This window comes from Lacinutrix sp. WUR7 (assembly GCF_016864015.1).
GTDB lineage: Bacteria > Bacteroidota > Bacteroidia > Flavobacteriales > Flavobacteriaceae > Oceanihabitans.
This window is the reverse complement of record NZ_CP045067.1, coordinates 2,611,842-2,634,367: the sequence shown is the minus strand read 5'-3', so window position 1 is coordinate 2,634,367 and position 22,526 is coordinate 2,611,842. Positions and strand designations below refer to the sequence as shown.

At 31.7% G+C, this 22,526-nt stretch carries 25 protein-coding genes; 13 read left to right on the top strand and 12 right to left on the bottom strand.

Annotated features, from left to right (window positions below; all coding sequences use genetic code 11):
* The first annotated feature begins 8 nt into the window (after positions 1 to 8).
* Positions 9 to 1,763, top strand: a complete 1,755-nt coding sequence (locus FG167_RS11495; protein WP_203458397.1) for an ABC transporter ATP-binding protein — start codon at positions 9 to 11, stop codon at positions 1,761 to 1,763.
* A gap of 141 nt (positions 1,764 to 1,904) precedes the next feature.
* Positions 1,905 to 2,303 carry a PUR family DNA/RNA-binding protein gene (locus tag FG167_RS11490; RefSeq protein ID WP_203458396.1) on the top strand — a complete coding sequence of 133 codons (399 nt, stop codon included), beginning with the start codon at positions 1,905 to 1,907 and terminating at the stop codon, positions 2,301 to 2,303.
* Between the two features lie 414 nt (positions 2,304 to 2,717).
* On the opposite strand, the gene FG167_RS11485 is transcribed toward FG167_RS11490, so the two are convergent.
* From FG167_RS11485 to FG167_RS11475, 3 genes are read right to left on the bottom strand one after another with little or no spacing between them, the layout of a single operon-like run.
* A complete protein-coding gene (locus FG167_RS11485; RefSeq protein WP_239004377.1) occupies positions 2,718 to 3,749 on the bottom strand; it encodes a lysophospholipid acyltransferase family protein in 1,032 nt (343 codons plus the stop codon).
* Entirely contained in the window at positions 3,746 to 4,654 is a 909-nt protein-coding gene (locus tag FG167_RS11480; RefSeq protein WP_203458395.1) for a bile acid:sodium symporter family protein, read from the bottom strand. Before FG167_RS11480 ends, FG167_RS11485 begins: the two co-directional genes overlap by 4 nt.
* A gap of 2 nt (positions 4,655 to 4,656) precedes the next feature.
* Positions 4,657 to 4,992, bottom strand: coding sequence for a tRNA-binding protein (locus FG167_RS11475; protein WP_203458394.1), 336 nt, complete (start codon positions 4,990 to 4,992; stop codon positions 4,657 to 4,659).
* 86 nt (positions 4,993 to 5,078) lie between these two features.
* Here FG167_RS11475 and FG167_RS11470 point away from each other — a divergent pair, with 86 nt between their 5' ends.
* The 3 genes from FG167_RS11470 to FG167_RS11460 all read left to right on the top strand — a co-directional run bounded on the left by FG167_RS11470 (position 5,079) and on the right by FG167_RS11460 (position 8,089).
* A complete protein-coding gene (locus FG167_RS11470) occupies positions 5,079 to 5,636 on the top strand; it encodes a thioredoxin family protein (RefSeq protein WP_203458393.1) in 558 nt (185 codons plus the stop codon).
* Positions 5,637 to 5,814: 178 nt separating this feature from the next.
* Positions 5,815 to 7,671, top strand: a complete 1,857-nt coding sequence (locus tag FG167_RS11465) for a sensor histidine kinase (protein ID WP_203458392.1) — start codon at positions 5,815 to 5,817, stop codon at positions 7,669 to 7,671.
* Between the two features lie 10 nt (positions 7,672 to 7,681).
* Complete coding sequence (locus FG167_RS11460) at positions 7,682 to 8,089, top strand: response regulator (RefSeq protein ID WP_203458391.1); 408 nt, start codon at positions 7,682 to 7,684, stop codon at positions 8,087 to 8,089.
* Between the two features lie 114 nt (positions 8,090 to 8,203).
* Here the strand turns inward: FG167_RS11460 and FG167_RS11455 are convergent, their stop codons facing one another.
* The 8 genes from FG167_RS11455 to FG167_RS11425 all read right to left on the bottom strand — a co-directional run bounded on the left by FG167_RS11455 (position 8,204) and on the right by FG167_RS11425 (position 15,398).
* On the bottom strand, positions 8,204 to 10,060 hold the full coding sequence (locus tag FG167_RS11455; protein WP_203458390.1) for a radical SAM protein: 1,857 nt from the start codon (positions 10,058 to 10,060) through the stop codon (positions 8,204 to 8,206).
* 145 nt (positions 10,061 to 10,205) lie between these two features.
* Complete coding sequence (locus FG167_RS11450; RefSeq protein ID WP_203458389.1) at positions 10,206 to 11,198, bottom strand: hypothetical protein; 993 nt, start codon at positions 11,196 to 11,198, stop codon at positions 10,206 to 10,208.
* On the bottom strand, positions 11,176 to 12,228 hold the full coding sequence (locus FG167_RS11445; RefSeq protein WP_203458388.1) for a cytochrome-c peroxidase: 1,053 nt from the start codon (positions 12,226 to 12,228) through the stop codon (positions 11,176 to 11,178). The genes FG167_RS11450 and FG167_RS11445 overlap by 23 nt, the downstream gene beginning before the upstream one ends.
* A 62-nt stretch (positions 12,229 to 12,290) precedes the next feature.
* A complete protein-coding gene (locus FG167_RS11440; protein ID WP_203458387.1) occupies positions 12,291 to 13,094 on the bottom strand; it encodes an MbnP family protein in 804 nt (267 codons plus the stop codon).
* A gap of 173 nt (positions 13,095 to 13,267) precedes the next feature.
* Positions 13,268 to 13,663, bottom strand: a complete 396-nt coding sequence (locus FG167_RS11435; protein WP_203458386.1) for a hypothetical protein — start codon at positions 13,661 to 13,663, stop codon at positions 13,268 to 13,270.
* A gap of 77 nt (positions 13,664 to 13,740) precedes the next feature.
* Positions 13,741 to 13,938: a hypothetical protein gene (locus FG167_RS17430; RefSeq protein ID WP_239004376.1), complete on the bottom strand. Its 198-nt coding sequence runs from the start codon at positions 13,936 to 13,938 to the stop codon at positions 13,741 to 13,743.
* Between the two features lie 136 nt (positions 13,939 to 14,074).
* Positions 14,075 to 14,875, bottom strand: a complete 801-nt coding sequence (locus FG167_RS11430) for a TIGR00266 family protein (RefSeq protein WP_203458385.1) — start codon at positions 14,873 to 14,875, stop codon at positions 14,075 to 14,077.
* 61 nt (positions 14,876 to 14,936) lie between these two features.
* Positions 14,937 to 15,398 (bottom strand): DUF4442 domain-containing protein, encoded by a 462-nt coding sequence (locus FG167_RS11425; protein ID WP_203458384.1) that lies wholly within the window; start codon positions 15,396 to 15,398, stop codon positions 14,937 to 14,939.
* Between the two features lie 144 nt (positions 15,399 to 15,542).
* Here FG167_RS11425 and FG167_RS11420 point away from each other — a divergent pair, with 144 nt between their 5' ends.
* The 8 genes from FG167_RS11420 (at position 15,543) to FG167_RS11385 (ending at position 21,398) form a co-directional block, all read left to right on the top strand.
* Positions 15,543 to 15,989: a DUF4870 domain-containing protein gene (locus FG167_RS11420; protein WP_203458383.1), complete on the top strand. Its 447-nt coding sequence runs from the start codon at positions 15,543 to 15,545 to the stop codon at positions 15,987 to 15,989.
* An 88-nt stretch (positions 15,990 to 16,077) separates the two neighbouring features.
* Positions 16,078 to 16,419 (top strand): PadR family transcriptional regulator, encoded by a 342-nt coding sequence (locus FG167_RS11415; protein WP_203458382.1) that lies wholly within the window; start codon positions 16,078 to 16,080, stop codon positions 16,417 to 16,419.
* Positions 16,416 to 18,221: a PspC domain-containing protein gene (locus tag FG167_RS11410; RefSeq protein WP_203458381.1), complete on the top strand. Its 1,806-nt coding sequence runs from the start codon at positions 16,416 to 16,418 to the stop codon at positions 18,219 to 18,221. The genes FG167_RS11415 and FG167_RS11410 overlap by 4 nt, the downstream gene beginning before the upstream one ends.
* 100 nt (positions 18,222 to 18,321) lie before the next feature.
* A complete protein-coding gene (locus tag FG167_RS11405; RefSeq protein ID WP_203458380.1) occupies positions 18,322 to 19,050 on the top strand; it encodes a head GIN domain-containing protein in 729 nt (242 codons plus the stop codon).
* Between the two features lie 114 nt (positions 19,051 to 19,164).
* On the top strand, positions 19,165 to 20,013 hold the full coding sequence (locus tag FG167_RS11400; protein ID WP_203458379.1) for a GIN domain-containing protein: 849 nt from the start codon (positions 19,165 to 19,167) through the stop codon (positions 20,011 to 20,013).
* Positions 20,014 to 20,044: 31 nt separating this feature from the next.
* Positions 20,045 to 20,410: a hypothetical protein gene (locus FG167_RS11395; RefSeq protein WP_203458378.1), complete on the top strand. Its 366-nt coding sequence runs from the start codon at positions 20,045 to 20,047 to the stop codon at positions 20,408 to 20,410.
* A gap of 58 nt (positions 20,411 to 20,468) precedes the next feature.
* A complete protein-coding gene (locus FG167_RS11390; RefSeq protein WP_203458377.1) occupies positions 20,469 to 20,921 on the top strand; it encodes a hypothetical protein in 453 nt (150 codons plus the stop codon).
* A 183-nt stretch (positions 20,922 to 21,104) separates the two neighbouring features.
* Positions 21,105 to 21,398 (top strand): hypothetical protein, encoded by a 294-nt coding sequence (locus tag FG167_RS11385; RefSeq protein ID WP_203458376.1) that lies wholly within the window; start codon positions 21,105 to 21,107, stop codon positions 21,396 to 21,398.
* A 91-nt stretch (positions 21,399 to 21,489) separates the two neighbouring features.
* Here FG167_RS11385 and trxB read toward each other — a convergent pair whose 3' ends face one another.
* Positions 21,490 to 22,473: a thioredoxin-disulfide reductase gene (trxB, locus tag FG167_RS11380; protein ID WP_203458375.1), complete on the bottom strand. Its 984-nt coding sequence runs from the start codon at positions 22,471 to 22,473 to the stop codon at positions 21,490 to 21,492.
* Between the last annotated feature and the right edge of the window lie 53 nt (positions 22,474 to 22,526).

Genomic DNA, 22,526 nt, shown 5'->3' with positions numbered 1-22,526 from the left:
TCCTGTAAATGAAAGAATTACAGCACTTAAATAAGTACTTTTTAAAATATAAATTTAGTCTAATCCTTGGTATTTTAATAACCATAGTATCCAAGATTTTTTTACTTTATACCCCTAGACTCATTAGAAAATCTATTAATGTAGTAGATGAATATAGAAAAGGTAGTATTACAGATATTCAATTAGTTAAAGCAGAATTATTAGAGAACATTCTTTATATAATTGGTGCAGCATTAATTACAGGAGTACTTACCTTTTTTATGCGCCAAACCATAATTAATGTATCTCGATATATTGAGTTTGATTTAAAAAACGAAGTCTACCAACAATACCAAAAACTGTCTCTAAATTTCTATAAAAAAAATAGAACAGGAGATTTAATGAATAGAATTAGTGAAGACGTCATTAAAGTACGTATGTATGTAGGACCTGCAATTATGTACAGTATAAATACAATCACACTTTTTGTTATTGTTATTAGTTCTATGTATAGCCAATCGCCAAAATTAACTTTATACACGCTAATACCTTTACCTATTCTATCTATTATTGTATTTAAGGTAAGTAAAGAAATACATAAACGAAGCACCATAGTACAAGAGTATTTATCTAAACTTTCCACTTTTACCCAAGAATCTTTTAGCGGAATTTCTATTATAAAAGCGTATAGTATGGAACCACAAACGTTTAAAAATTTTAATGCGCTTTCGATCGCTAATAAAGAAAAGCAATTAAGTTTAGTCAAAGTACAAGCCTTATTTTTTCCTACCATGGTATTACTTATTGGTTTAAGTAACCTTATTGTAATTTACATTGGCGGACAGCAATATATCAATGGTGAAATTGAAAGCTTAGGAACCATTGCCGAATTTATTATTTACGTAAACATGTTAACATGGCCAGTTGCAACGGTGGGTTGGGTAACTTCTATAATACAACAAGCGGAAGCATCTCAAAAACGTATCAATCACTTTTTAAAAATAGAACCAGAAATTCAAAATAAGGTTAGTGAAACTTCTATTATAAAAGGAAATATATCCTTTAAACACGTTTCTTTTGTTTATGACGACACGAATATTGAAGCATTAAAAGATATCAGTTTTACTGTAAAACCAGGAGAAACTTTAGCTATAATAGGAAAAACAGGTTCTGGAAAATCTACGATTCTAGATTTAATAGGAAGACTTTATGATATAAAAAGCGGACAATTATTAATAGACGATACACCAATAGACCAAGTGAATCTTAAAAATTTACGCGATAGTATTGGTTATGTACCTCAAGATGCCTTTTTATTTAGTGATACCATTAATAACAACATAAAATTTGGTAAAGAAGATGCAACCGATGAAGAAGTAATACAAGCAGCAAAATATGCACAAGTACATAAAAATATTATGGGTTTCACTAAAGGTTATGAAACCGTTTTAGGTGAACGCGGAATCACACTTTCTGGCGGACAAAAACAACGTGTTTCTATTGCAAGAGCAATACTTAAAGATCCACAAATATTATTATTTGATGATTGCCTTTCTGCGGTAGATACCGAAACCGAAGAAAAAATACTTAAAAGCTTAAACAAACTCTCTAAAGGAAAAACAACGATTATTGTCAGTCATAGAATTTCTTCGGCTAAAAATGCAGACAAGATTATTGTTCTAGATGACGGAAAAATTATGCAGGAAGGTTCGCATGATACACTTATAGAAAAAGACGGGTATTATAAAGACCTATATTTAAAGCAACTATCTGAAAAAGCGTAGCTACGTTTATAACAAATTGTTCCTCTTCAATCCTATTCAAATCTTAGCTTTAAAAAGATTTGTAATATTTAGTTGGTTGTTATGTATTTTTTTTTGATTTTTGAACTTCTATTAATGAAACCTTAATATAAAAACAAGACTATGGAAACCAATGGCATGATGGAGAAAGAGGAAATTTATTCTAAAGTATTAAGAGCAGGACGACGCACTTATTTTTTTGATGTTAGAGCAACTAAAGCTGGAGATTATTATTTAACAGTTACAGAAAGTAAAAAGTTTACTAATGACGATGGTTCCTTCCACTACAAGAAACATAAAATCTATATATACAAAGAAGATTTTTCTGAATTCAATAGTATTTTAGCTGAAATGACAGATTATATTATAGCCGAAAAAGGAGATGAAGTAATTAGCGAGCGTCACCAAAAAGACTTTAAAAAAGAATATAATACGGAAGCTGTGGTAGAAAGTACAACAACTACAGAAACATCAGAACCTGCAGAAAGCAGATTTACAGATGTAGATTTTGATGATATTTAATATCTAATACAATTAGAATTTTAAAACCGTTGCTTTTAGTAACGGTTTTTTTTATGCTATAAGATTAGAACTAATACCTGCTCTTCTCTATAGTTAAAGAGAGGGGCTTCCGTTTTTACGGAATCGGAGCCTTTGACCTAAAATGCGAAGCTATTTTTATTAACACAAACTCCTCTTTCTTTTCATTTCCAGTAGAAATTAAAATTCATTCTCCTCTTTAACTAAAGAGGAGAGCTGCTATCTAATAATAATTAAAGTAAATACCGGCTCCTCTCTTTAGCTAAAGAGAGGTGGATTTTATGAAATAAAATTCGGAGAGTTTGACCTAAAATGCGAAGCTATTTTTACTTGCACATAACTCCTCTTTAATAAAACAGAATTCCTTTAACAGATTACTTCGTACCTCGCAATGACTTAATACTTCACATAAAACAAAGCCAACACAGAAACCACAAAAGCATAAATTATAGCAATTTGCCAACCTAAAAGTATAGATAAGGCTAAAACAACTATAAAGAACCAAAGAGGAAACAGTGTAATATAAATAGCAAACCTAAACGTTGCTACAAACTCTATTTCTTTAATTTTGGGTTTTAAATAACTTTTCCAAACTACAAAAGGAAGTATAAAATTTGCTAGAAGGATATACTTTATAACTATTTTTAAAAAACTAGCTTTGGGTTTTATTTGTTTCTGGCAGGTTTCAAAATTGGAAGCAATACAATGGTTTACGGCTTCCGGATTTAAAAAATCTACATTGTTCTCTAGAAGTTTCGCTAGGTTTTCTTCATAATTTTCAAGAGGAATATGTGTTGTTAATTTACAGATTTCCTGATGCACATCTTCTTTAAGCGCAATAACCGCTTGGCTTTTATCTTTTAAGAGATAGTTTTTTGCAACTATTGGCTTTCCGAAGAAAACCGCGGTACTATCTACAAAATGATCTGCTTTTATATAATTAACACCAACAGGGATAATTTGTAAATCTAATTCTGGATATTTCTCTAAAGTTTCGAAAACAATTCTAGTAAATCCTTTACTTAAAGGTCTAACGGTTCGGTTTAAATGATGATTTCCTTCGGGAAATATGGTAACCGCCTTATTTTGTTTTAAAATATCGGTACATGCAGAAAAGATAGAGTTGTTATTACTAATACTACTCCAACCATCTCTAATTCTGTACACAGGAAGCATTTGTAGACTTCGTAAAAGTTTATCGACAATAGGTTTATTAAAAACGGAAGCTCGAGTTAAAAAATAACAAAAACGTCCTGATTTAGTAGCTATTAACAACGGATCAATAAGTGCATTTTGGTGGTTACTTAAAAATAGAATCGGTTTATTTTTAGGTATATCTTCTACATGATACACCTTAAAACTTTTATAATAACAAAAAAGTCCTAGCCTAATATAGGTTCTTACAAAATGTAACCAAAGTAATTTCAAATGTTTTCTTTTTTAGATTTTGAAGACCAATAAAACGATAAGCATAGTCCAGAAACAATATGCCAAATCCCCCAGAATGCTGCCATTAGAGCCATTCCGCCAAGTCCATTAAAAAAGGTGAAAATCAGTAATAAACCTAAACCAGAGTTTTGTATTCCTGTTTCAATGGCCAATGTTTTTTGATTTTCAAAAGATAAACCAAAAGCTTTAGCTACAAAAAATCCCAATGCGAGCGCTATAATATTATGACTAATCCCAATAAGTAACACCTTATCTATATACTGATTAAAAATATCTAAATTATTTGAAAAAGCAATAATAACAATACCTACAAAAACGAGTATAGAAAAAGGTTTTAATACTTTGGAAAGCTTTTCTGCTAGTTTCGGCATTTTGCTACGTAAAGACATTCCTAATACTAACGGAACACCTAAAATGAGCAATACTAGTTTCACTAAATCAAAGAAATTCAATTCTACATTTTGTAATAGAAGTGCGGTTGGCTCGTATAAATTTCCATAAAACTGAAAATTTATCGGAGTTAGTATCATAGCTAAAAATGTAGCAAAAGCGGTTAAACTTACAGAAAGCGCTGTGTTTCCTTTAGCAAGATGCGTCATAAAGTTAGAAATATTTCCACCAGGACAAGCAGCAACCATCATCATACCAAGAGCAATACTGGCTTGTGGTTTTATTAGTAGAATAAAAAGATAGGTCACAAAAGGCAACAACACAAATTGGGAGAGTATCCCAATCAACACCACTTTTGGTTGTTTAAACAATTGTTTAAAATCGTTTATTGTTACACCAAGTGCAACGCCAAACATAACAACGGCAAGCGCTATATTTAATACCCAGAGTCCGTTGGCATCAAAATTAATTTTTACATTATCCAGTTCTACCATATTTATGCAACAGTAGATCCGTTTTTGACTTTATTTTCCGGATTTAACAAGATGACATCTTTGTTATTTACTGCTCCAAGAACAAGACATTCACTCATAAATTTACCAATCTGCTTTTTCTTAAAATTAACAACAGCTACAATTTGTCTGTTAAGTAAATCGTCTTTTTGATAGAGCGTTGTTATTTGTGCGGAACATTTTTTAATGCCTAAATCGCCAAAATCTATAGTAAGTTGGTATGCAGGATTTCGCGCTTCCGGAAAATCGTTTACTTCAATTATTGTTCCTACGCGTAAATCTACTTTGGTAAAATCGTCAAAAGTTATTGTATTACTCATGCGCTAAATGTACAAAATATTGTTTTTGGAATTTCTATTTTGCTTTTTGTATTTATCTTTTTTTTACATTAGTAAAAAATTAAATCATGGCAAGAACACCGTCAAATATGCTTCCGTTGGGCACAAAAGCTCCAAATTTTGAATTATTAGATACGGTTAGCAACAAACCTGTATCGCTTCAGCAATTAAAAGGAAAACAAGCAACTGTTGTTATGTTTATATGCAACCATTGTCCGTTTGTAATTCATGTTAATGCTGCATTAGTCCAAATAGCAAAACAATATGAAACGAAAGGGGTTTCGTTTATAGCAATTTCTAGTAATGATGCAGAAAATTATCCGCAAGACGGACCAGAAAAAATGACGGAACATGCGAAAAAAAACCAATATCCTTTTGCTTATTTATATGATGAAACGCAAGAAGTAGCAAAAGCTTATGATGCGGCTTGCACTCCAGATTTTTATGTTTTTAACTCCGATTTAAACCTAGTCTATCGCGGACAATTAGATGATTCGAGACCAGGAAATGGTATTGCTGTTACAGGAAACGATTTACAAAATGCATTAGATTGTATTTTAAATAAAACCGAAAACACAAAACAACAAAAACCAAGTATTGGTTGTAATATTAAATGGAAGAAATAAAAGTCCAAGTATTGCATAAAAAACTAGGTAATAATAAAGAATACAACACATTAGGTTACATTATTATTTTTATGCGTTAGATAAAAAAAGTAACTTAGCACCACATCACGCATAGTAACCAAACTAGTTTCTTCTAGCTAAATAAAAAGCTAATAAGTGTAATTAGGCCCCAATTAAAATGAAATCGAATTTAACCACAGCCATAATAGCCACAAACAATGATGGCATTATATATCAATTTAACGAAGGTGCAGAAGCCTTATTAGGATATTCTGCCTTTGAAATGATTGGATTTAAAAAAGTCATTTTTTTTCTTATTGAAGAAGAACTTAATCAATTTAAAAAAGATATTGTATTACAATATAAAAGTGAAAGTTCCGATATTGATCCGTATCAATTATTGGCTATAAATGATGGTTATGATTCTCGTGAGTGGACTATTATTAAAAAAGATGGTACTTCTTTTATTGCTGATTCCATACTAACTCCAATAAAAAATGAAAGCGGAAAAAGTATTGGTTTTTTAAGAGTAATCAGAGATATCACCGAACAAAAAGAAATAGAATCTGAACTTTTACGAAAAAACCAAGTATTAAATGCTGCCGAAAAAATAACCATGATGGGTAATTGGCAACTAGACGTTATTACCAATGAAGTTATATGGTCTGTTAATCTTTCTAATATTTTTGGAATAGACCCAGAAGAAAATTTAGTATACGATACCTATTTTAGTTATGTGCATCCAGACGATAAAGAATTGGTTACCATATCTATTGAAAAATCTAAAACGGATAAGAAGTTTTATGATTTATTACATCGTATTAAATTAAAAAATGGAAAAATAAAAACAATTCAACTTCTAGGAGAAGTCATTTTAGACAAGGATGGAAATCTTATTGAGATGATGGGAACTTGCCAAGATGTTACAGAACAAAGAATGGCAGAAATTAAATTTAAAGGACTGCTTGAATCTGCTCCAGATGCTATGGTAATTGTAAATGAAAAAGGCAAAATACAGTTAATTAATAAACAAGCAGAAAAATTATTTGGTTACGTATCTGAAGAATTAATTAATAAACCAGTAGAACTATTAATACCAGAAAGATATAATCATAAACATGTTACACATCGTAAAATATTTTTTAACATCCCCAAAACAAGAAAAATGGGAGAAGGAAAAGAGCTTTACGGTGTAAATAAATTAGGAAAAGAAATACCTATACAAATAAGTTTAAGTCCGCTTAAAACAGAAGAAGGTTTACTCGTTTCTGCAGCAATTAGAGATATAACCAATCAAAAAAAGGCAGAAAAAAAGATATTAGAAGCCAATGAAAGCTTAGAGGTATTAGCAAGAAAACTTACATTGCAAAACACCCAACTAGCAGATTTTGCGCATATAACCTCACATAATTTACGTGCACCTGTTAGTAATTTAAATTCTTTATTAGATTTCTATAATTTAGCAGAAACGGAAGATGAAAAAGTGATTTTATTCGAAAAATTTGAAATTGTCATCAATCATTTAACGGAAACTTTAAACACATTAATTGAAGCTTTAAAAACAAAAAATGAAGATTCAGGAAATTTAGAAATTATTTCATTTGATGATATATTAAACAAGACCAAAGAGATTCTTACCGGTCAAATTATAAAGACACAGGCTAAAATAACTAGTGATTTCTCAAAAAAAGAAAATATTAGCTATAATAAAGTATATTTAGAGAGTATTTTTCTTAATTTGTTAAGTAATGGATTAAAATACAAATCAGAAGATAGAATCCCAGAAATTTTTATTTATTCTGAATTTGAAAATGGGGAACTCCAACTAAAATTTAAAGATAATGGCTTAGGCATAGATTTAAAAAGGCATGGTCATAAATTATTTGGTTTAAACAAGGTATTCCATAGACATCCAGACGCTAAAGGAGTTGGTTTATTTATGACCAAAGTACAAATAGAAGCGATGGGAGGAAAAATAACAGTAGAAAGTGAAGTTAATGTTGGCTCTACTTTTAATATTAACTTTAATAAATAAAGAATAAATAATGAGTAAAAATTATAGCTTTTGTATTGTTGATGACGATGATGTTTATCAATTTACCATAAAAAAAACCATAAACTCTCTTAACATAGCAAAAAATATTATGGCTTTTTCTGATGGCGAAGAGGCTTTAAATTTTATGATTGAGAATCTTCACAATGACGAAGAACTACCAGATGTTATTCTGCTTGATATAAATATGCCTATAATGGATGGGTTTCAATTTATGGAGGAATACATAAAAATCAAACCTAAATTAGATAAGAAAATAACCATTTATATGATCTCTTCTTCTGTGGATGCTTCAGATGTTGAAAGAGCAAATAAGATAAGTGAAGTTTCCGATTACATTATTAAACCAATTAAAGAAGGTCAAATACAATCTATTCTTCTAGAACTATCTAATCAGTAAAATATATAAACATTAAAAACGCTAGTTGATGCCAATCACTAGCTTATTGAACCAAAAATTGCTCATCGATTTATCGACAAGCTTTTTCTTCTAAATTAAATCTACAGAAATCCTTTAAGCTAAAAAACTTGCAATCAAACCTTTAGAATGACTGGTTGCACGCACTGGAAAATCAAACCAGTTTTGTAACTTCTCTTCAAAGCCTGCATTATTTAAATAGTTATGAAGTGCTACGTTTAATCCTTTGGTATATTTAGGATGGTCTGCTCCTTGCGGATCTACATGATACAAGTCGTTTTGAGCAAATCCTTCAAAAACAGGCCCTGTTATTTCGATACCGAATGCTTCTGGGTTTTGACCAATCGGACTATGAATAGTCGTTGTAAATTGATGCCAAAATGCAGACTGAATACAATTCCTTTCAAATAATTGTCGTACGACTTCTAAAGAATCGATAGTTTCTTGTTCGGTTTGCGTTGGAAATCCGTACATGAGATACGCATGCACCATGATATTATTCTTAGAAAAATTATTGGTTACTCTGGTAACTTGTGCGATATCTACCCCTTTTTTCATCTTAGCCAATAACCTATCGGAAGCTACTTCTAGCCCACCAGTTACCGCAATACAACCAGATTTTGCCATAATCTCACATAATTCGAAGTCGAATGTTTTTTCGAATCGAATGTTCGTCCACCAAGTGATCTTTACATTTCTATCGATTAATGCTTTAGACAAAGCTCTTAGCATTTTAGGCGGTGCAGCTTCATCTACAAAATGAAAACCAGTAATGCCGGTATCCTTTGTTATTTTCTCAATTTTATCGACTAAATCTTCAGCTGTTGTGTTTTGATAATTCCCTATATAATCCAAGGTTACATCACAAAACGAACATTGTTTCCAGTAACAACCATGCGAAATAGTGAGTTTATTCCATCTGGCATCTGTCCACATACGATGCATCGGATTTACTACATCTAAGAAAGAAACATATTTCTCAAAAGGCAATCCGGAATAATCTGGTGCCGGTAAATTTTTATGGTGGTAAATGGTATTCGGAATTTTATTCTTGTACACCACTTCTTCATTTTCTAGAATAAAGGTTCGCTCCAGTTCACTAGCATCGACTTTACCTTCTAGATATCGGACTATTTTCAACAAAGGACCTTCGCCATCATCAAAGGAAATAAAATCTACAAATTCAAAAATTCTAGGATCTTCCAGCGTACGTAATTCGGTGTTACAATATCCACCTCCAAAAGCCACATGTATATCTGGAAAAAGTTGTTTGATAAACTGCGAACAGCGTAGTGCTGCGAATAAATTCCCAGGAAAAGGAATGGTAAAACAAACTAAAACAGGTGTATGTTCTTCAATTTGAGCGACTAGAATATCTAGCATTTCCTCTTCTATGATGGTAGGTTGATAACTCAAAAAAGTATCTAGTTGATCAAAACTACTTGCCGAAGTTGCAATTTGCTCGGCATATTTTGTAAATGCAAAAAACTCATCGACATTGGCTTGAATAAAATCGCCAATCTCTTCAATAAAAAACGTTGCATGATGCTTTGCTTTATCGATGACTCCTATTTCCCCAGCTTCCCATGTAATGGTGGTATTGACTTTAGATAAACGATGCCCTAATGGTAAAAAACCTTTTTCTAAGATTTTATTAGCCGTTTTAATATCTTGTTTCTGAAGAAATGCAAGCACCACATCCACTCTAGAAATATACATGTCCTTTCGTTTGCTCATTTCTGAATACTGATAATTCTCCAAATCGGTAGCTTCCTGAAAAATAGCACGCAAAAAATCACTTCTAAAAACAGAAGTAAAAAGCTCGATACTTAAATCGCAATGGGTAACCGAAATCTCGTGTTTTTCTAAAAACCCTTTAAGATAAGCAGTTGCAGGATACGCGGTATTTAACTGCGTAAAAGGTGGTGTAATAAAAAGGATTTTAGATTGCATGCTGCAAAGATATAGTTCTTAAAAATAAATGTGTGGAAATAGTCTGGTAATATTCTGAATGAATTAGTTTGCAATCAGAAACATTTTAAACAAAAAAAACAGACTGCATACACAATCTGTTTTTATATAAAATTCAGTAGAAACCCTACAAAGCAAAATTCACATAAACAGACAAACGCTGTTTAGATTCTACATTATCACCAAATAAACTTTGGCTAATTGGTAATGTATAACTGGCACCAAAAATAAATTTATCAATGGCTAATTCCGATCCAATAGAAGCATTTAAAATGTTTCCGTCGGTGTCTTCTAAAGTTTCGCCATACTGGGTAATCTTTTTATAGACATCTCCAGAAACACCAACAAATGGCATGATATTCATTTTTTCTGTTGCAAATGCGCGATATAGATTAGTTGCATAACTAAACTGGTTCCCAAATTGGTAATCGTTTTTATTTTCGCCTTTTAAGTAATAGCTAAAAAGGGTGTTTACACCATATTTGTCTCCACCATAATTATAACCTAAAGAGAAAATACCATCTACACTTCCAGTACCGACTTGAAAACCTGGATTTATATTATCTGCCAAGCTTTCTTCAAACTTACCGGTTGGTAATTTTATACCCAAACCAAATTGTAAAGAATGCCCCGAAGCTTCACGTTCGATATTAAAATCGACTTTATCGGTATTCTGTTTTTTATAAAATGGTAATTTAAACCAACCAATAACGCTTGCATCTCCTAAACCATTAATGTTTTCCTTCACATTATTAAAGTTTCTAGTTAAATCTTGATATGGCAAATTAGCACTAACATAAAAGGATTTATTAATTGGTATTTGCGCCCACAATTGGTAGGTATTAAAGCTTTCTTTACTGGTTGGGGAGTTTTCGAAAATACCATTTCTAGACTCAAAATTTTGGTATATGTATCGTACACCAACAAAATTGGCATTGCTTAAGGTACCAAAACCAAAGCTTCCGCTACTTGTAGCGCATCCACATAAATCACAATACACTTTAAATGGTTCGTCATGCGTGCATACTTTTTTTATAGTATGTGCTTGTACCAAATTGGTATGTAAAAGTACTAGTGCAAGTAGTATTATTCCTGTTTTAATATTCTGCAAAACGTTCATCTTCTAAAAATTCGTTATCTGTTAATGTTTTCAAGAAAGCGATTAAACTTTCTTTTTCGTAATCGTTAAGCGTGATTCCATAGGTATTATCTTCTCTTAAAAGTAATGGATCCACATTGCTATTATCTACAGCACCAGCATCATAAAAATCTAAAACCACTTCTAAAGTTGCAAATCGGCCATCATGCATATAAGGTCCGGAAACCTCAACGTTTCTGAGACTTGGTACTTTAAATTTGTATAAATCGTTAGGATCTTCAAGTATTTCATAGCGTCCGGTATCATTCAATAAAGGATTTACAGGCAAGCCATTATTTCTAAAAGTTTGATCGGTAAACAAATCTGTGGCATGGCAAGAAGTACATTTTTGTTGAAAAGTATTTAAGCCATCCAATTCTATTGTTGATAAAACGACATTGTCTTCTTGTCTAACATACTTATCGTATTTAGAATTGGAAGAAACCATCATTACCATGAATTGGGATAGTGCTTTCAGCATGTTTTCGGTACTAACTTCGCCATCTTCAAAAGCTTTAGTAAACTTTTTTTGATATTCACTATCTGCGCTTAACTTTTCAATAATATTACTCAAAGTTTCGCCCATTTCTATTTCACTAGTAATAGGAATAATAGGTTGTAAATCTAGATGTGTGGCAGATCCATTCCACATAAAAGAAGTTTGAAATGCTAAATTTTGCATGGGTTGTGCGTTTCTAAAACCTATTCCTCCATTTACACCATGACTTAAATTATGTCCGTGATGTGTAAACGCAAAAGCTTGTTCATGACAAAAAGCACATGCAATTGCACCGTTGGAAGACAGTTTCCCTTCGTAAAACAAATCTTTACCAAGTTCGAAACCAGCTTCTGTAACCGGATTATTATCCAAATTATAAGCCATTTCTGGAAAATTTTCTGGGAGCTCTACTTGTAGCGGAATTGCTACGTATCCTTCACTTTGTGTTTCTGAGTCTTTATTACACGACAAAACAACAAAGCACACGAATAAAAAAAGAGGTACTCTTTTCATGTTTTATGTGTTTAGTAAAATCAAGGAAAACCACATTGCTTCCCTTGATTTCTAATTACTAATTAATCGTTGTGTACGTGGTGTACAGAAAACATCGTATTTATGTTATCTGCTATAATAGGCGTTTCATTAGCATCGGTATGTACTTGATCATAACCATCTGCAAAGTTTACAGATGTAGCTCCATCAAATACTTTAGCGATATCTGCTTTAATATGTACTTCTGGTGAAGCATCATCTCTTACTAACACGGTATTTGGAAAAGCTAAAGTTACTTCGCGGTAATTATCTAATGCAGTACCTACACTTCCCATGTGTACGTTTAATGGCTCATCTGCAAGTGTACTTGTAGAGAATGTACCATCTAATTTAATAAATTTATAACCGGAAGCCCAGCTCCACATCATTCCTTCGTCGGATGCTTCGTCTAAAAAATCTCCTTGTCCGTCTGCACCTAGCGCAAAACGATCTTGGTCTATACCAACACCAAAGGTTACAGAAACATAATCTGCAGCATCTACATCGTCTAAAGTAACATAGATTTCACCTGCATTATTTCCATCGGCTTCATCTACTATAAACACATTATCTTCAGTAGGATACATAAAAGTATTTCCATTGCTATCTGTAAATTGTACATTACTAATAATGTATTTTACATTTTCTAGTTGAAAAGATTCGTTGTTTGATTTGTTATAGGTTGTTCCGAAGATAAAGTCTTGATCTCCTACCCCATTGTCAAACTTTAGAGTTACTTCGCCTGTTTGTCCTGTTAAGTCTTCTGAATTGTTGTTATCATCATCTGAGGTACAAGAAGTAATTGCTGCGCATGCTAATAACGTAAATGTATATTTTAATAATTTCATTTTGTATTATTTTAATTTTGTGAATTGTTGATTTGCTCCAAAAGAACATAAATAGTATTCATAGTAAACCACTACAAATTACAGCAAGGTTTCAGATACAGAGAAACGCGCTTAAATACTATTTAAAAGTTCATTGGATAAAGACTATAAAAGTCTAATTCTAAAAAATAAAATTATACAATTGGAGGTTTGAAATGAGTATGCGCAAAAGAATAGGCATAGTTTTTATTATGGAAAAAAGATTTTTCTCTATTCTCTAAAAAGAAAACAGTATGAAATATTATGGAAGGATATTCGTTATAATAAACAAATGTAAAAGCCTCTACTAAACTAGAAATAGCATCATTACTATTGTTGTCATTAGAAACCGGTTGTAGTTGTTTTGCCAAATGACACTTACCATTACATTGTAGTTCTGGTTTATCTTTATTAACGCAATAGGTATCTACAATATAATCAATATTAAGCTCATAGTAAAGTACTTGACTTACATAATACATTGGCTTAAAAGCAAATGCTAGTAATAATATGTATATAAATACTTTTTTCAGCTTAAAAAATTTTAGCAAATGTATTTCTTTAGATTAGAATTATAAAAAAAACTTGCTATTAAAAATAAAAAAAAGCGACTAATAGTCGCTTTCTTTTATTCTTTTAAATAGATTAAACATTGATTTAGCTCGGGATTTTGCTGTACAAGTGACTCTATAAATATTTTTAGTTCCTCAATTTCATAAGGTAACAATCTACTGATAGCTTTTTGCACTTCTCTGCAAAACAACGTAGCATCAAAACTTACTTTATTAAGTACAGTTTTGGTGTACTCGAACATTGCTCTTGCCATAATTTAATTTAGTTTAGTTGTAAATAAAAAGTAGAAATGTTTTATAGGCTGTTGGTTTGTTATTTTGATTAAATATAGTAAAAAAACTGCATTGGTATTCCATTTAAACAAAACTTTAACACAGAAAAGATATTAACTAAAACCTATTATCCCCATCTAGTAAATCGCCAATTCCTCCAAGAATACTACCTTCTCCTTTACTATTTCCTCCAGTTCTTGGTGCACTAGCTAATACTCTACCTGCTAATCTGCTAAAAGGTAAGGATTGTACAAAAACAGTTCCTGGTCCTTCTAGCTTTGCAAAGAATAATCCTTCACCACCAAAGACTGTATTTTTTATACCACCAACAAACTCAATGTCATAATTTACGGTTTGGTCAAAACCAACAATACAACCAGTATCAACACGTAATGTTTCTCCCGATTTTAGTTCTTTTCTAGCCATGGTACCTCCAGCATGAACAAATGCCATACCATCACCTTCTAATTTTTGCATGATAAAACCTTCGCCACCAAATAATCCTCTTCCAAGTTTTTTAGAAAACTCTACTCCTATACTTACACCTTTAGCTGCACATAAAAAGGCATCTTTTTGGCAAATAAATTTCCCACCAAACTCGGTTAAATCGATAGGGATAATTTTTCCTGGATACGGAGATGCAAAACTCACATTACGCTTACCAGTTAAATCATTATAAAAGGCAGTCATAAACATACTTTCTCCTGTAAGGATACGTTTCCCTGCGCCTAAAATCTTACCAAGAAATCCGGTATCTTTTTTCGAGCCATCACCAAAAATGGTTTCCATTTTAATACCATCATCCATCATCATAAAACTTCCAGATTCTGCAACAACGCCTTCTTGAGGATCTAACTCAATTTCTACGTATTGCATTTCTTCTCCATAAATACGATAATCTATTTCATGTGCTGTCATAATATTATTTTTTTTTGATTGCTATGGGTATAGGTTGGTTTCTTTTATGATTTGTTACAGATTATTTTTTACTCTTCACTTTAATAGACCACTCAAAATTAAATACAGAAACTTCAACGCCATCGGCATTAGTACCTATTGATTGCATCCAGATAGTTTGTCCTTCTCCTGTTTCTATAGCTTTTTTCATGGCAGCATCTATTTTATTCCCGTCGGTACATATAAAGGTTATCCTTCCGGTTGCCTTTTTAGTAAAAGTAGCATTGTTATTAGCGACAAGCATCGAAATATTTTTTCCACTTTCTTTAATTTTCATTAGCATTAAAGCTCCTGTGGTTAATTCGGCAGCCATCCCTTGTACCGCCCAAAACATAGATTTAAAAGGGTTTTGGTTTATCCATCTATGCTTAACAGATACGGTACAAGAAGTATCATCAATAGCTTTTACGCGAATTCCTGTAAAAAAAACAGAAGGTAGTTTAAGTAGATTGAAAGTATTTATCTTTCCTGGTGTTAGCTTCATTTTGTATCTTAATTTCTTCAAAAATATCGAAAAAAATTGACAAATCAATTTGTTAATTTTTTGTTAATTTTTAGTACTATGCGTAACATAATACCTTTTTAAAGACATATATTTGTATAAGAAACTATTATATACTTTTTAATCATGGAAAATAACCATCAAAAAAACATTGCAACTTTTATTCATTTATCTACCTTTTCTAGGTTTATTATTCCCTTAGGAAATTTTATTGGTCCGATAATACTTTGGGTTGCAAATAAGGATAAATCCGAATTTATAGATGCACATGGTAAGCAAGCAATTAATTTTCAGATTAGCATTTTACTATATAGTATTGTAATAGGATTGCTAACGGTTCCGTTTTTCATCTTTAATATTTTTAAACAAATCGACTTTATAGATATTAATGTTTTTGAAAATATTAGCATCAACCTAGACAAGCCTTCTCCCTTATTATATATAGGAGGCGCTTTTGCAGGATTAGCAATTATAGCTTTCTTATTAGAACTTGTTTTTATAATCAAAGCAAGTTTAACAGCAAGAGATGGCCAATTGTTTAATTACCCATTAACCATCAATTTTTTAAAATAAATTACACGAACTAATCACTCGTCCTATTACTAATCATCAATCTCATCCATCAAAAAATGAACAGTTATAACAAAATCAAAAGAAAACTATGAAGATAGAAAACACAAAAGCACAAATGCGAAAAGGTGTTTTAGAATACTGCATATTATCTGTCTTAAAAGACAATGATGCCTATGTTGCAGAAATTCTTGGAACATTAAAAGACGCTAAATTGCTAGTAGTAGAAGGAACTATTTACCCTTTACTTACTAGATTAAAAAACGCTGGACTTCTTAATTACAGATGGGAAGAATCCACCTCAGGACCTCCAAGAAAATATTATGGTTTAACAGAAACAGGAAAACTTTTTCTTAAAGAATTAACCACTACTTGGAACGAATTACAAAACGCAGTGAATATAGTAACAAGACAAAAAACCAACGAAAAATGAATAAAACAGTCAACATAAATTTAGCAGGTATATTTTTTCATATAGATGAAGATGCATATACAAAATTACAGCGCTATCTGGAGGCTATTAAACGTTCGTTTACAGACTCTCAAGGTCGTTCGGAAATCATTTCGGACATTGAAGCAAGAATTGCAGAACTTTTTAACGAGCGTGTTAAACACGACAAGCAAGTTATTGGTGTAAAAGAAGTAGACGATGTAATTACCATTATGGGACAACCAGAGGATTACATTGTAGACGATGAAATATTTGAAGACGAACCTAAGCAACACTCTAGTAACAGAACTGCTTCTAGAAAGCTTTTTAGAGATACAGACAACTCATATGTTGGTGGTGTTTCGGCTGGATTATCACATTATTTTGGTATCGACGCTATTTGGATTCGTTTAATATGGATTCTATTAATCTTTGGTGCAGGAACAGGAGTTTTATTATACATATTATTATGGATTTTAGTTCCGGAAGCAAAAACCACCAGTGATAAACTAATGATGAAAGGCGAGCCTGTTAACATTAGTAATATTGAAAAGAAAATTAAGGATGGTATTTCTACGGTTTCCGACGTTGCAAAAAACGTTTCCGACTCGGTTAGTGATGCTGCAAAAAATATAGACTTTAAAAAAAAAAGTAACTCCTTAAAATCAACATCCACATCGTTCTTTGACACTATTGGAGACATCTTTATGTTTTTCTTAAAAGTAGCAGCAAAATTTATAGGAATTATTCTTATCATCATTGGTGCTTCGGCATTAATAGGATTAATAATAGGTATGTTTACCGTTGGTATTTCTGATGCTATAAATGTTCCTGGATTTGATATTGTAGATACTGCAAATGCAGCAGGAACTCCAGTTTGGCTTGTTTCGCTTTTATCTTTATTCGCAATTGGTATTCCGTTTTTCTTTATCTTTTATTTAGGCTTAAAAATTCTAATTAACAACCTTAGATCGATTGGTAACATTGCAAAATTCTCGTTACTAGGTTTATGGTTAATGGCTATCATTGGATTAGTTGTCATTGGTGTTACGCAAGCTACAGAACATGCTTTTGATGCTACGGTGAATGAAAAAGAAGAGTACAACATCACTGCAAAGGACACCTTAAATATTAAAATGATGGACAATAATGCCTACAATAAAAGTATGCATAGAGGCGGAAACTCTTTTTACTTAGCCTATGGGGATAATGATGAAAAAATTATCTATTCTTCAGACATTAGACTAACCATTAGATCTACCGAAGATTCCATCGCTACTCTACATGTAGAAAAAAATGCAGATGGTAACAGTTATCAAACCGCTAAAGAACGTGCAGAAAACATAATTTATAAGTATGCACTAGTTAACAATACGATACAACTAGATAAGTATTTAACAACCGATGCTGAAAATAAATTTAGCGATCAAGAGATTGAATTAATCTTATATATCCCAGAAGGAACGGTTCTAAAATTAAACAAGAATACAAGGTCTTTTTTAAATTATTATACGTCCAACAACAACTTGGTGACCTATAAAGATGCTGGACATTATTTTAAAATACTTAATGACGAAGCAACTTGTTTAGATTGTCCGAAAGATGACGAAGAGGAAGACGACTATAAAATTAAAATAAATGTTAATGATGAAAAAGGAAGTATTAATATCCATAACGATGGTGTAGAAATTAAAACGAAAGATTCTAATCTAAAAATTGACGAAAATGGCGTTAGAGGAAATGCTAACGACGTAAAAGTACATATAGATGAAGATGGTATTCAAATACATTCAGACGACGATTAACAATTCATCATTAAAAAACAACAATTCAGATATTTAAGTTATTAATCACTAACAAAAAATATAATATTTGAACTATTAATCAATCAAAAAACGAACAATTATGACCACACTAGCCAAAATCATTATAACACTGCTTATCAGCTTGTTATTTACATCTTGTAATTTTGATGTTAATTTTAACAACGGAATTAACGGAACAGGAAACGTTTCTACAGAAAATAGAAACATTGAAGGTACTTTTACGTCAATAAAAGTCAGTCACGGATTAGACCTTTATTTAACCCAAGGCGAAGCTATTTCATTAACTGTAGAAGCAGATCAAAATCTTCATGAACTTATTAAGACAGAAGTAGAAAACGGTACTTTAAAAATTTATGCCGATAAAAATATAGGTAATGCAGATTCTAAAAAAATCAGACTAAGCTTTAAAGATATTTCAAGTATTAAATCTACCAGCGGAAGTGATGTGTTTTCGGTAAATACTATTACTACAAATCATTTAGAATTGAGTACCACAAGCGGAAGTGATATGGATTTAGATATTAATGTAGAAACTTTAGATTGTAAATCTACAAGCGGAAGCGATTTAGTATTAAGAGGAACTGCAAACTCACTAACTGCGCATGCAACTAGCGGAAGCGATATTGAAGCACAAAACTTAATAACCAACTCGTCCAAGGTAAAAGCTACAAGTGGTGCAGGAATTACAGTAAACACAAAAAAGGAATTATACGCCAAAGCTACTAGTGGTGGAGACATTTCTTATTATGGCGATCCTGTATTTATAGAAAAAAGTGATGGTGTCTCTGGCAGTATCCGTAAACAATAAAACCAACCAATTTTTGCTGAATTTATTTAGCATAAAAAACCATTCTAAACTTAAAATCAAGTTTGGGATGGTTTTTGCATATATTTGTATCTATAACAATTAATTACAAAATAAATGTTTAAAAAAGGACTCTTGACGCTATGTATTGCAATGCTTGCTGTAAAAGGATTTGCTCAAGAAAAAGTAAAAGGAAATAAAAATGTCACTACCATAGAAACTATAATAGACGATTTTAACGCGATTACTTTTGGTGATAAATTTGAAATAGAATTAATACAAAGTGATGCAACTTCCGTTGAAATTGAAACCGATGAAAACTTACATGATATCATTCAATTTTCGGTAAAAGATAGTGTGCTAAGTTTTAGTACTTCGGCAAAAATACAATCTAGTAAAAGATTAAATATCGTTGTAAACATTACAAAAAGTCTTCGTTATATAGAAGTAAATGATGATGCAGAAGTTAGTGCTGCTAATACGCTTAAAAATGATTCGTTAGAATTAAAAATTAACGACTATGCCAAAGCTTTTCTAAACATTAAAAACAAAAAATTCACCCTTACAAACAATAACAGATCGACTTTTGGTATCAGTTCAAAATCTAAGCTAAATATAGAAAGCGATAAGGTTATTATAGAACTAAATGAAAACAGTAAAACGGAAGCTTTAATTGAAACCGATAGTTTAAAAGTAGAAATGTACCAAGGTGCTTATGCTAAATTGGAAGGAGACGTGGAACACGCAATACTTAACACGATTAATTCTTCCGATTTTTCAGCAAAAAACTTAACCATAAACACGTGTAATTTAATTATTGAAGATTCTAGTGATGCTACAATTCATGTTGCAAATGAGTTAACTCTCGAAGCTTCTGGAACTAGCGATGTGAATCTTTATGGAGATCCAAAAATAACTATCAACAAATTTAAAGGTACTACTACATTGCACAAAAAGGAATTGTAAATAAAACTTAAATAATAAGGCGCATGCAAAAATGTACTTCTCCAAAATTCCTTTAGGAGATTCTTCTTTAGAAAATGAATTGACAAGTATGAGAAGCTTTTTAGGGCTAAACACTTTTAACTATGAAACCTTTCCTGGGAATACTATAATTAATAATGTTGCTTTAGACTTTTTTCCTGCGGAATATGAAAATCAAGAAATCGATTATTCTTCACGATTTGGAAACAATACAGATGCCTCTTTTACTATTGCATCTATCTTAGAAGTAGAAGATGGTTTGTTTGAAATAGAAGGAAATTTTAGTTGTAAACTATATAAATTTAATGAAGAAACGGAATACAAAATCTTAGAAAACGGACAATTTAAGATTAAAATTCACAGTAATTTAGAAGAATAATACATAAAGAAGATTCTAAGTAGTGACTTGAAACTTATTTTTATGGAGAAACATTAACATGCAATCACGTACAAAAATATCCTCTAACATAGCTTTCAAAAAATATTTTCTCTCTTGGTTTGTATTGGTACTAGCCTATTTTATAACAGCCTATTTCCATTTAAACCGATTTTGGGAGTATGCCACTTGGAGTATCGCCATACTAGCCTTTATCCTTTTTATTAGTTTAAAAAAATTAGAGTTTACCGCAACGGCACTTTACTTTGACAACAACAAAATACCATTTGAAGCTATTACAGCTTTAAGAACTTTCGAAATTCAACAGCGGACTTTTTATCTTTTTAAAACCGACGATAAGCACCTATTGAAACGTTATTATTTAACGCAATTGGGAGGCTTGGGATATTTCTCGATTATTAAAATTTTATTTTCTAAAAAAGGTAAATCCACTGTACCTCTTGTTACATTCTTAGCGCTTTTAGACGAAAAATCGAATATTTCTAAAAGTTAAACCTTATCAATTATTATTTCTGAGCAAATCTTATATTGGAGATAATGCTTCCCTTCTACTCTCACATATCCAATAGGATTTTGAGTTTCTCTTTATATTTCCTAAATTAGGAGTAAGAAATAAGCAAGAAAACCAAACCAATAGGTTTCCTTTTCTAAATGCGAACACCAAAAAAATTTCCCTATGAAAAATAATTTATCCAAAATCACCTCCGAATTAGAAGACTATGCGCAAGCATCAAACCTAACCGAGTTACAGGTGGTTAAAAAGCTTAACGATTACTATTTCAATAAAAAAGTAAACGAAAACTTAAAACTGTATAAAAAAGGAAAGAAAAAGGTTAGTGCTATCACTAAGGATTTAAAAATATCTCCTAGAAAATTTTATGCCATTTTAGAAAAGAAAAAAATACAACATAAAAAGTATAATAAAACGCTCGTAGAGCAAGAGGAAACAGACACGAACACATCTTCTTAAAGACTTCTAAAACCAGCATTTTATACTATAAAAAAAGCCGAAACATAAGTTTCGGCTTTTTTAGTAATTGATTATAAATCTAATATTTTATCTAGTTATAATTTGAAGTACTAACCTCAAAAGTAGCATCTTTAGCTGCTAAATAACGTTCTGCATCTAAAGCTGCCATACAACCTGTTCCTGCTGCTGTAATTGCTTGTCTGTATACATGATCTGCTGCATCACCAGATACAAAAACACCATCTACATTTGTTTTAGATGTTCCTGGTTTTGCATTAATAATATAACCGGTTTCATCTAAATCTAAGAATCCTTTAAAGATGCCTGTATTTGGTTTGTGACCAATGGCTACAAAAAATCCTGTTGCAGGAATATCTGTAGTTTCATTGGTTTTATTATTTAAAACTCGCACGCCAGTAACTACTTGTCCGTCACCTAAAACTTCTTCCGTTTCTGTATTGAATAAAATTTCAATATTTTCTGTGTTTGCCACACGAGCAGCCATGATTTTAGAAGCTCTAAATTCATCACGTCTTACAAGCATAGTAACTTTTTTACAAAGCTTAGATAAGTAATGAGCTTCTTCACAGGCGCTATCTCCAGCTCCAACGATTACTACTTCTTGATTTCTGTAGAAAAAACCATCACAAACGGCACAGGCAGAAACGCCACCTCCAAGTTTTAAATATTTTTGTTCCGAATCTAATCCTAGATATTTTGCTGAAGCTCCAGTAGATATAATTACCGTATCACAGTGAATCTCTTTTGTTTCGTTTATCCAAACTTTATGCACATCTCCTGAGAAATCTACTTTAGTCACCCAACCATCACGTACATCTGTTTCAAAACGTTCTGCTTGTGCTTGCAGCTCCATCATCATTGCTGGTCCTGTAATTCCTTCCGGGTAACCTGGAAAGTTTTCTACTTCATTTGTTGTAGTTAACTGTCCTCCTGGTTGTGTTCCTTGGTATAAAACAGGTTTCATATTCGCTCTGGCTGCATAAATTGCTGCTGTATAACCAGCAGGACCAGATCCTATTATTAAGCATTTTACTTTTTCTATTGTATCAGACATAATTTTAGTATCATATTATGTATACAAAAGTAGGATTTTTGATAGAAACCTTA

Bases quoted from the DNA above. Each gene is read 5' to 3' on its own strand.
- FG167_RS11445 (WP_203458388.1), bottom strand. From the start codon at position 12,228: ATGAAAAGAGTACCTCTTTTTTTATTCGTGTGCTTTGTTGTTTTGTCG.
- FG167_RS11450 (WP_203458389.1), bottom strand. From the start codon at position 11,198: ATGAACGTTTTGCAGAATATTAAAACAGGAATAATACTACTTGCACTA.
- FG167_RS11455 (WP_203458390.1), bottom strand. From the start codon at position 10,060: ATGCAATCTAAAATCCTTTTTATTACACCACCTTTTACGCAGTTAAAT.
- FG167_RS11470 (WP_203458393.1), top strand. From the start codon at position 5,079: ATGGCAAGAACACCGTCAAATATGCTTCCGTTGGGCACAAAAGCTCCA.
- FG167_RS11465 (WP_203458392.1), top strand. From the start codon at position 5,815: ATGAAATCGAATTTAACCACAGCCATAATAGCCACAAACAATGATGGC.
- trxB (WP_203458375.1), bottom strand. From the start codon at position 22,473: ATGTCTGATACAATAGAAAAAGTAAAATGCTTAATAATAGGATCTGGT.
- FG167_RS11390 (WP_203458377.1), top strand. From the start codon at position 20,469: ATGCAATCACGTACAAAAATATCCTCTAACATAGCTTTCAAAAAATAT.
- FG167_RS11460 (WP_203458391.1), top strand. From the start codon at position 7,682: ATGAGTAAAAATTATAGCTTTTGTATTGTTGATGACGATGATGTTTAT.
- FG167_RS11410 (WP_203458381.1), top strand. From the start codon at position 16,416: ATGAATAAAACAGTCAACATAAATTTAGCAGGTATATTTTTTCATATA.
- FG167_RS11385 (WP_203458376.1), top strand. From the start codon at position 21,105: ATGAAAAATAATTTATCCAAAATCACCTCCGAATTAGAAGACTATGCG.
- FG167_RS11480 (WP_203458395.1), bottom strand. From the start codon at position 4,654: ATGGTAGAACTGGATAATGTAAAAATTAATTTTGATGCCAACGGACTC.
- FG167_RS11440 (WP_203458387.1), bottom strand. From the start codon at position 13,094: ATGAAATTATTAAAATATACATTTACGTTATTAGCATGCGCAGCAATT.
- FG167_RS11425 (WP_203458384.1), bottom strand. From the start codon at position 15,398: ATGAAGCTAACACCAGGAAAGATAAATACTTTCAATCTACTTAAACTA.
- FG167_RS11395 (WP_203458378.1), top strand. From the start codon at position 20,045: ATGTACTTCTCCAAAATTCCTTTAGGAGATTCTTCTTTAGAAAATGAA.
- FG167_RS11430 (WP_203458385.1), bottom strand. From the start codon at position 14,875: ATGACAGCACATGAAATAGATTATCGTATTTATGGAGAAGAAATGCAA.
- FG167_RS11495 (WP_203458397.1), top strand. From the start codon at position 9: ATGAAAGAATTACAGCACTTAAATAAGTACTTTTTAAAATATAAATTT.
- FG167_RS11400 (WP_203458379.1), top strand. From the start codon at position 19,165: ATGTTTAAAAAAGGACTCTTGACGCTATGTATTGCAATGCTTGCTGTA.
- FG167_RS11415 (WP_203458382.1), top strand. From the start codon at position 16,078: ATGAAGATAGAAAACACAAAAGCACAAATGCGAAAAGGTGTTTTAGAA.
- FG167_RS11475 (WP_203458394.1), bottom strand. From the start codon at position 4,992: ATGAGTAATACAATAACTTTTGACGATTTTACCAAAGTAGATTTACGC.
- FG167_RS17430 (WP_239004376.1), bottom strand. From the start codon at position 13,938: ATGGCAAGAGCAATGTTCGAGTACACCAAAACTGTACTTAATAAAGTA.
- FG167_RS11405 (WP_203458380.1), top strand. From the start codon at position 18,322: ATGACCACACTAGCCAAAATCATTATAACACTGCTTATCAGCTTGTTA.
- FG167_RS11490 (WP_203458396.1), top strand. From the start codon at position 1,905: ATGGAAACCAATGGCATGATGGAGAAAGAGGAAATTTATTCTAAAGTA.
- FG167_RS11420 (WP_203458383.1), top strand. From the start codon at position 15,543: ATGGAAAATAACCATCAAAAAAACATTGCAACTTTTATTCATTTATCT.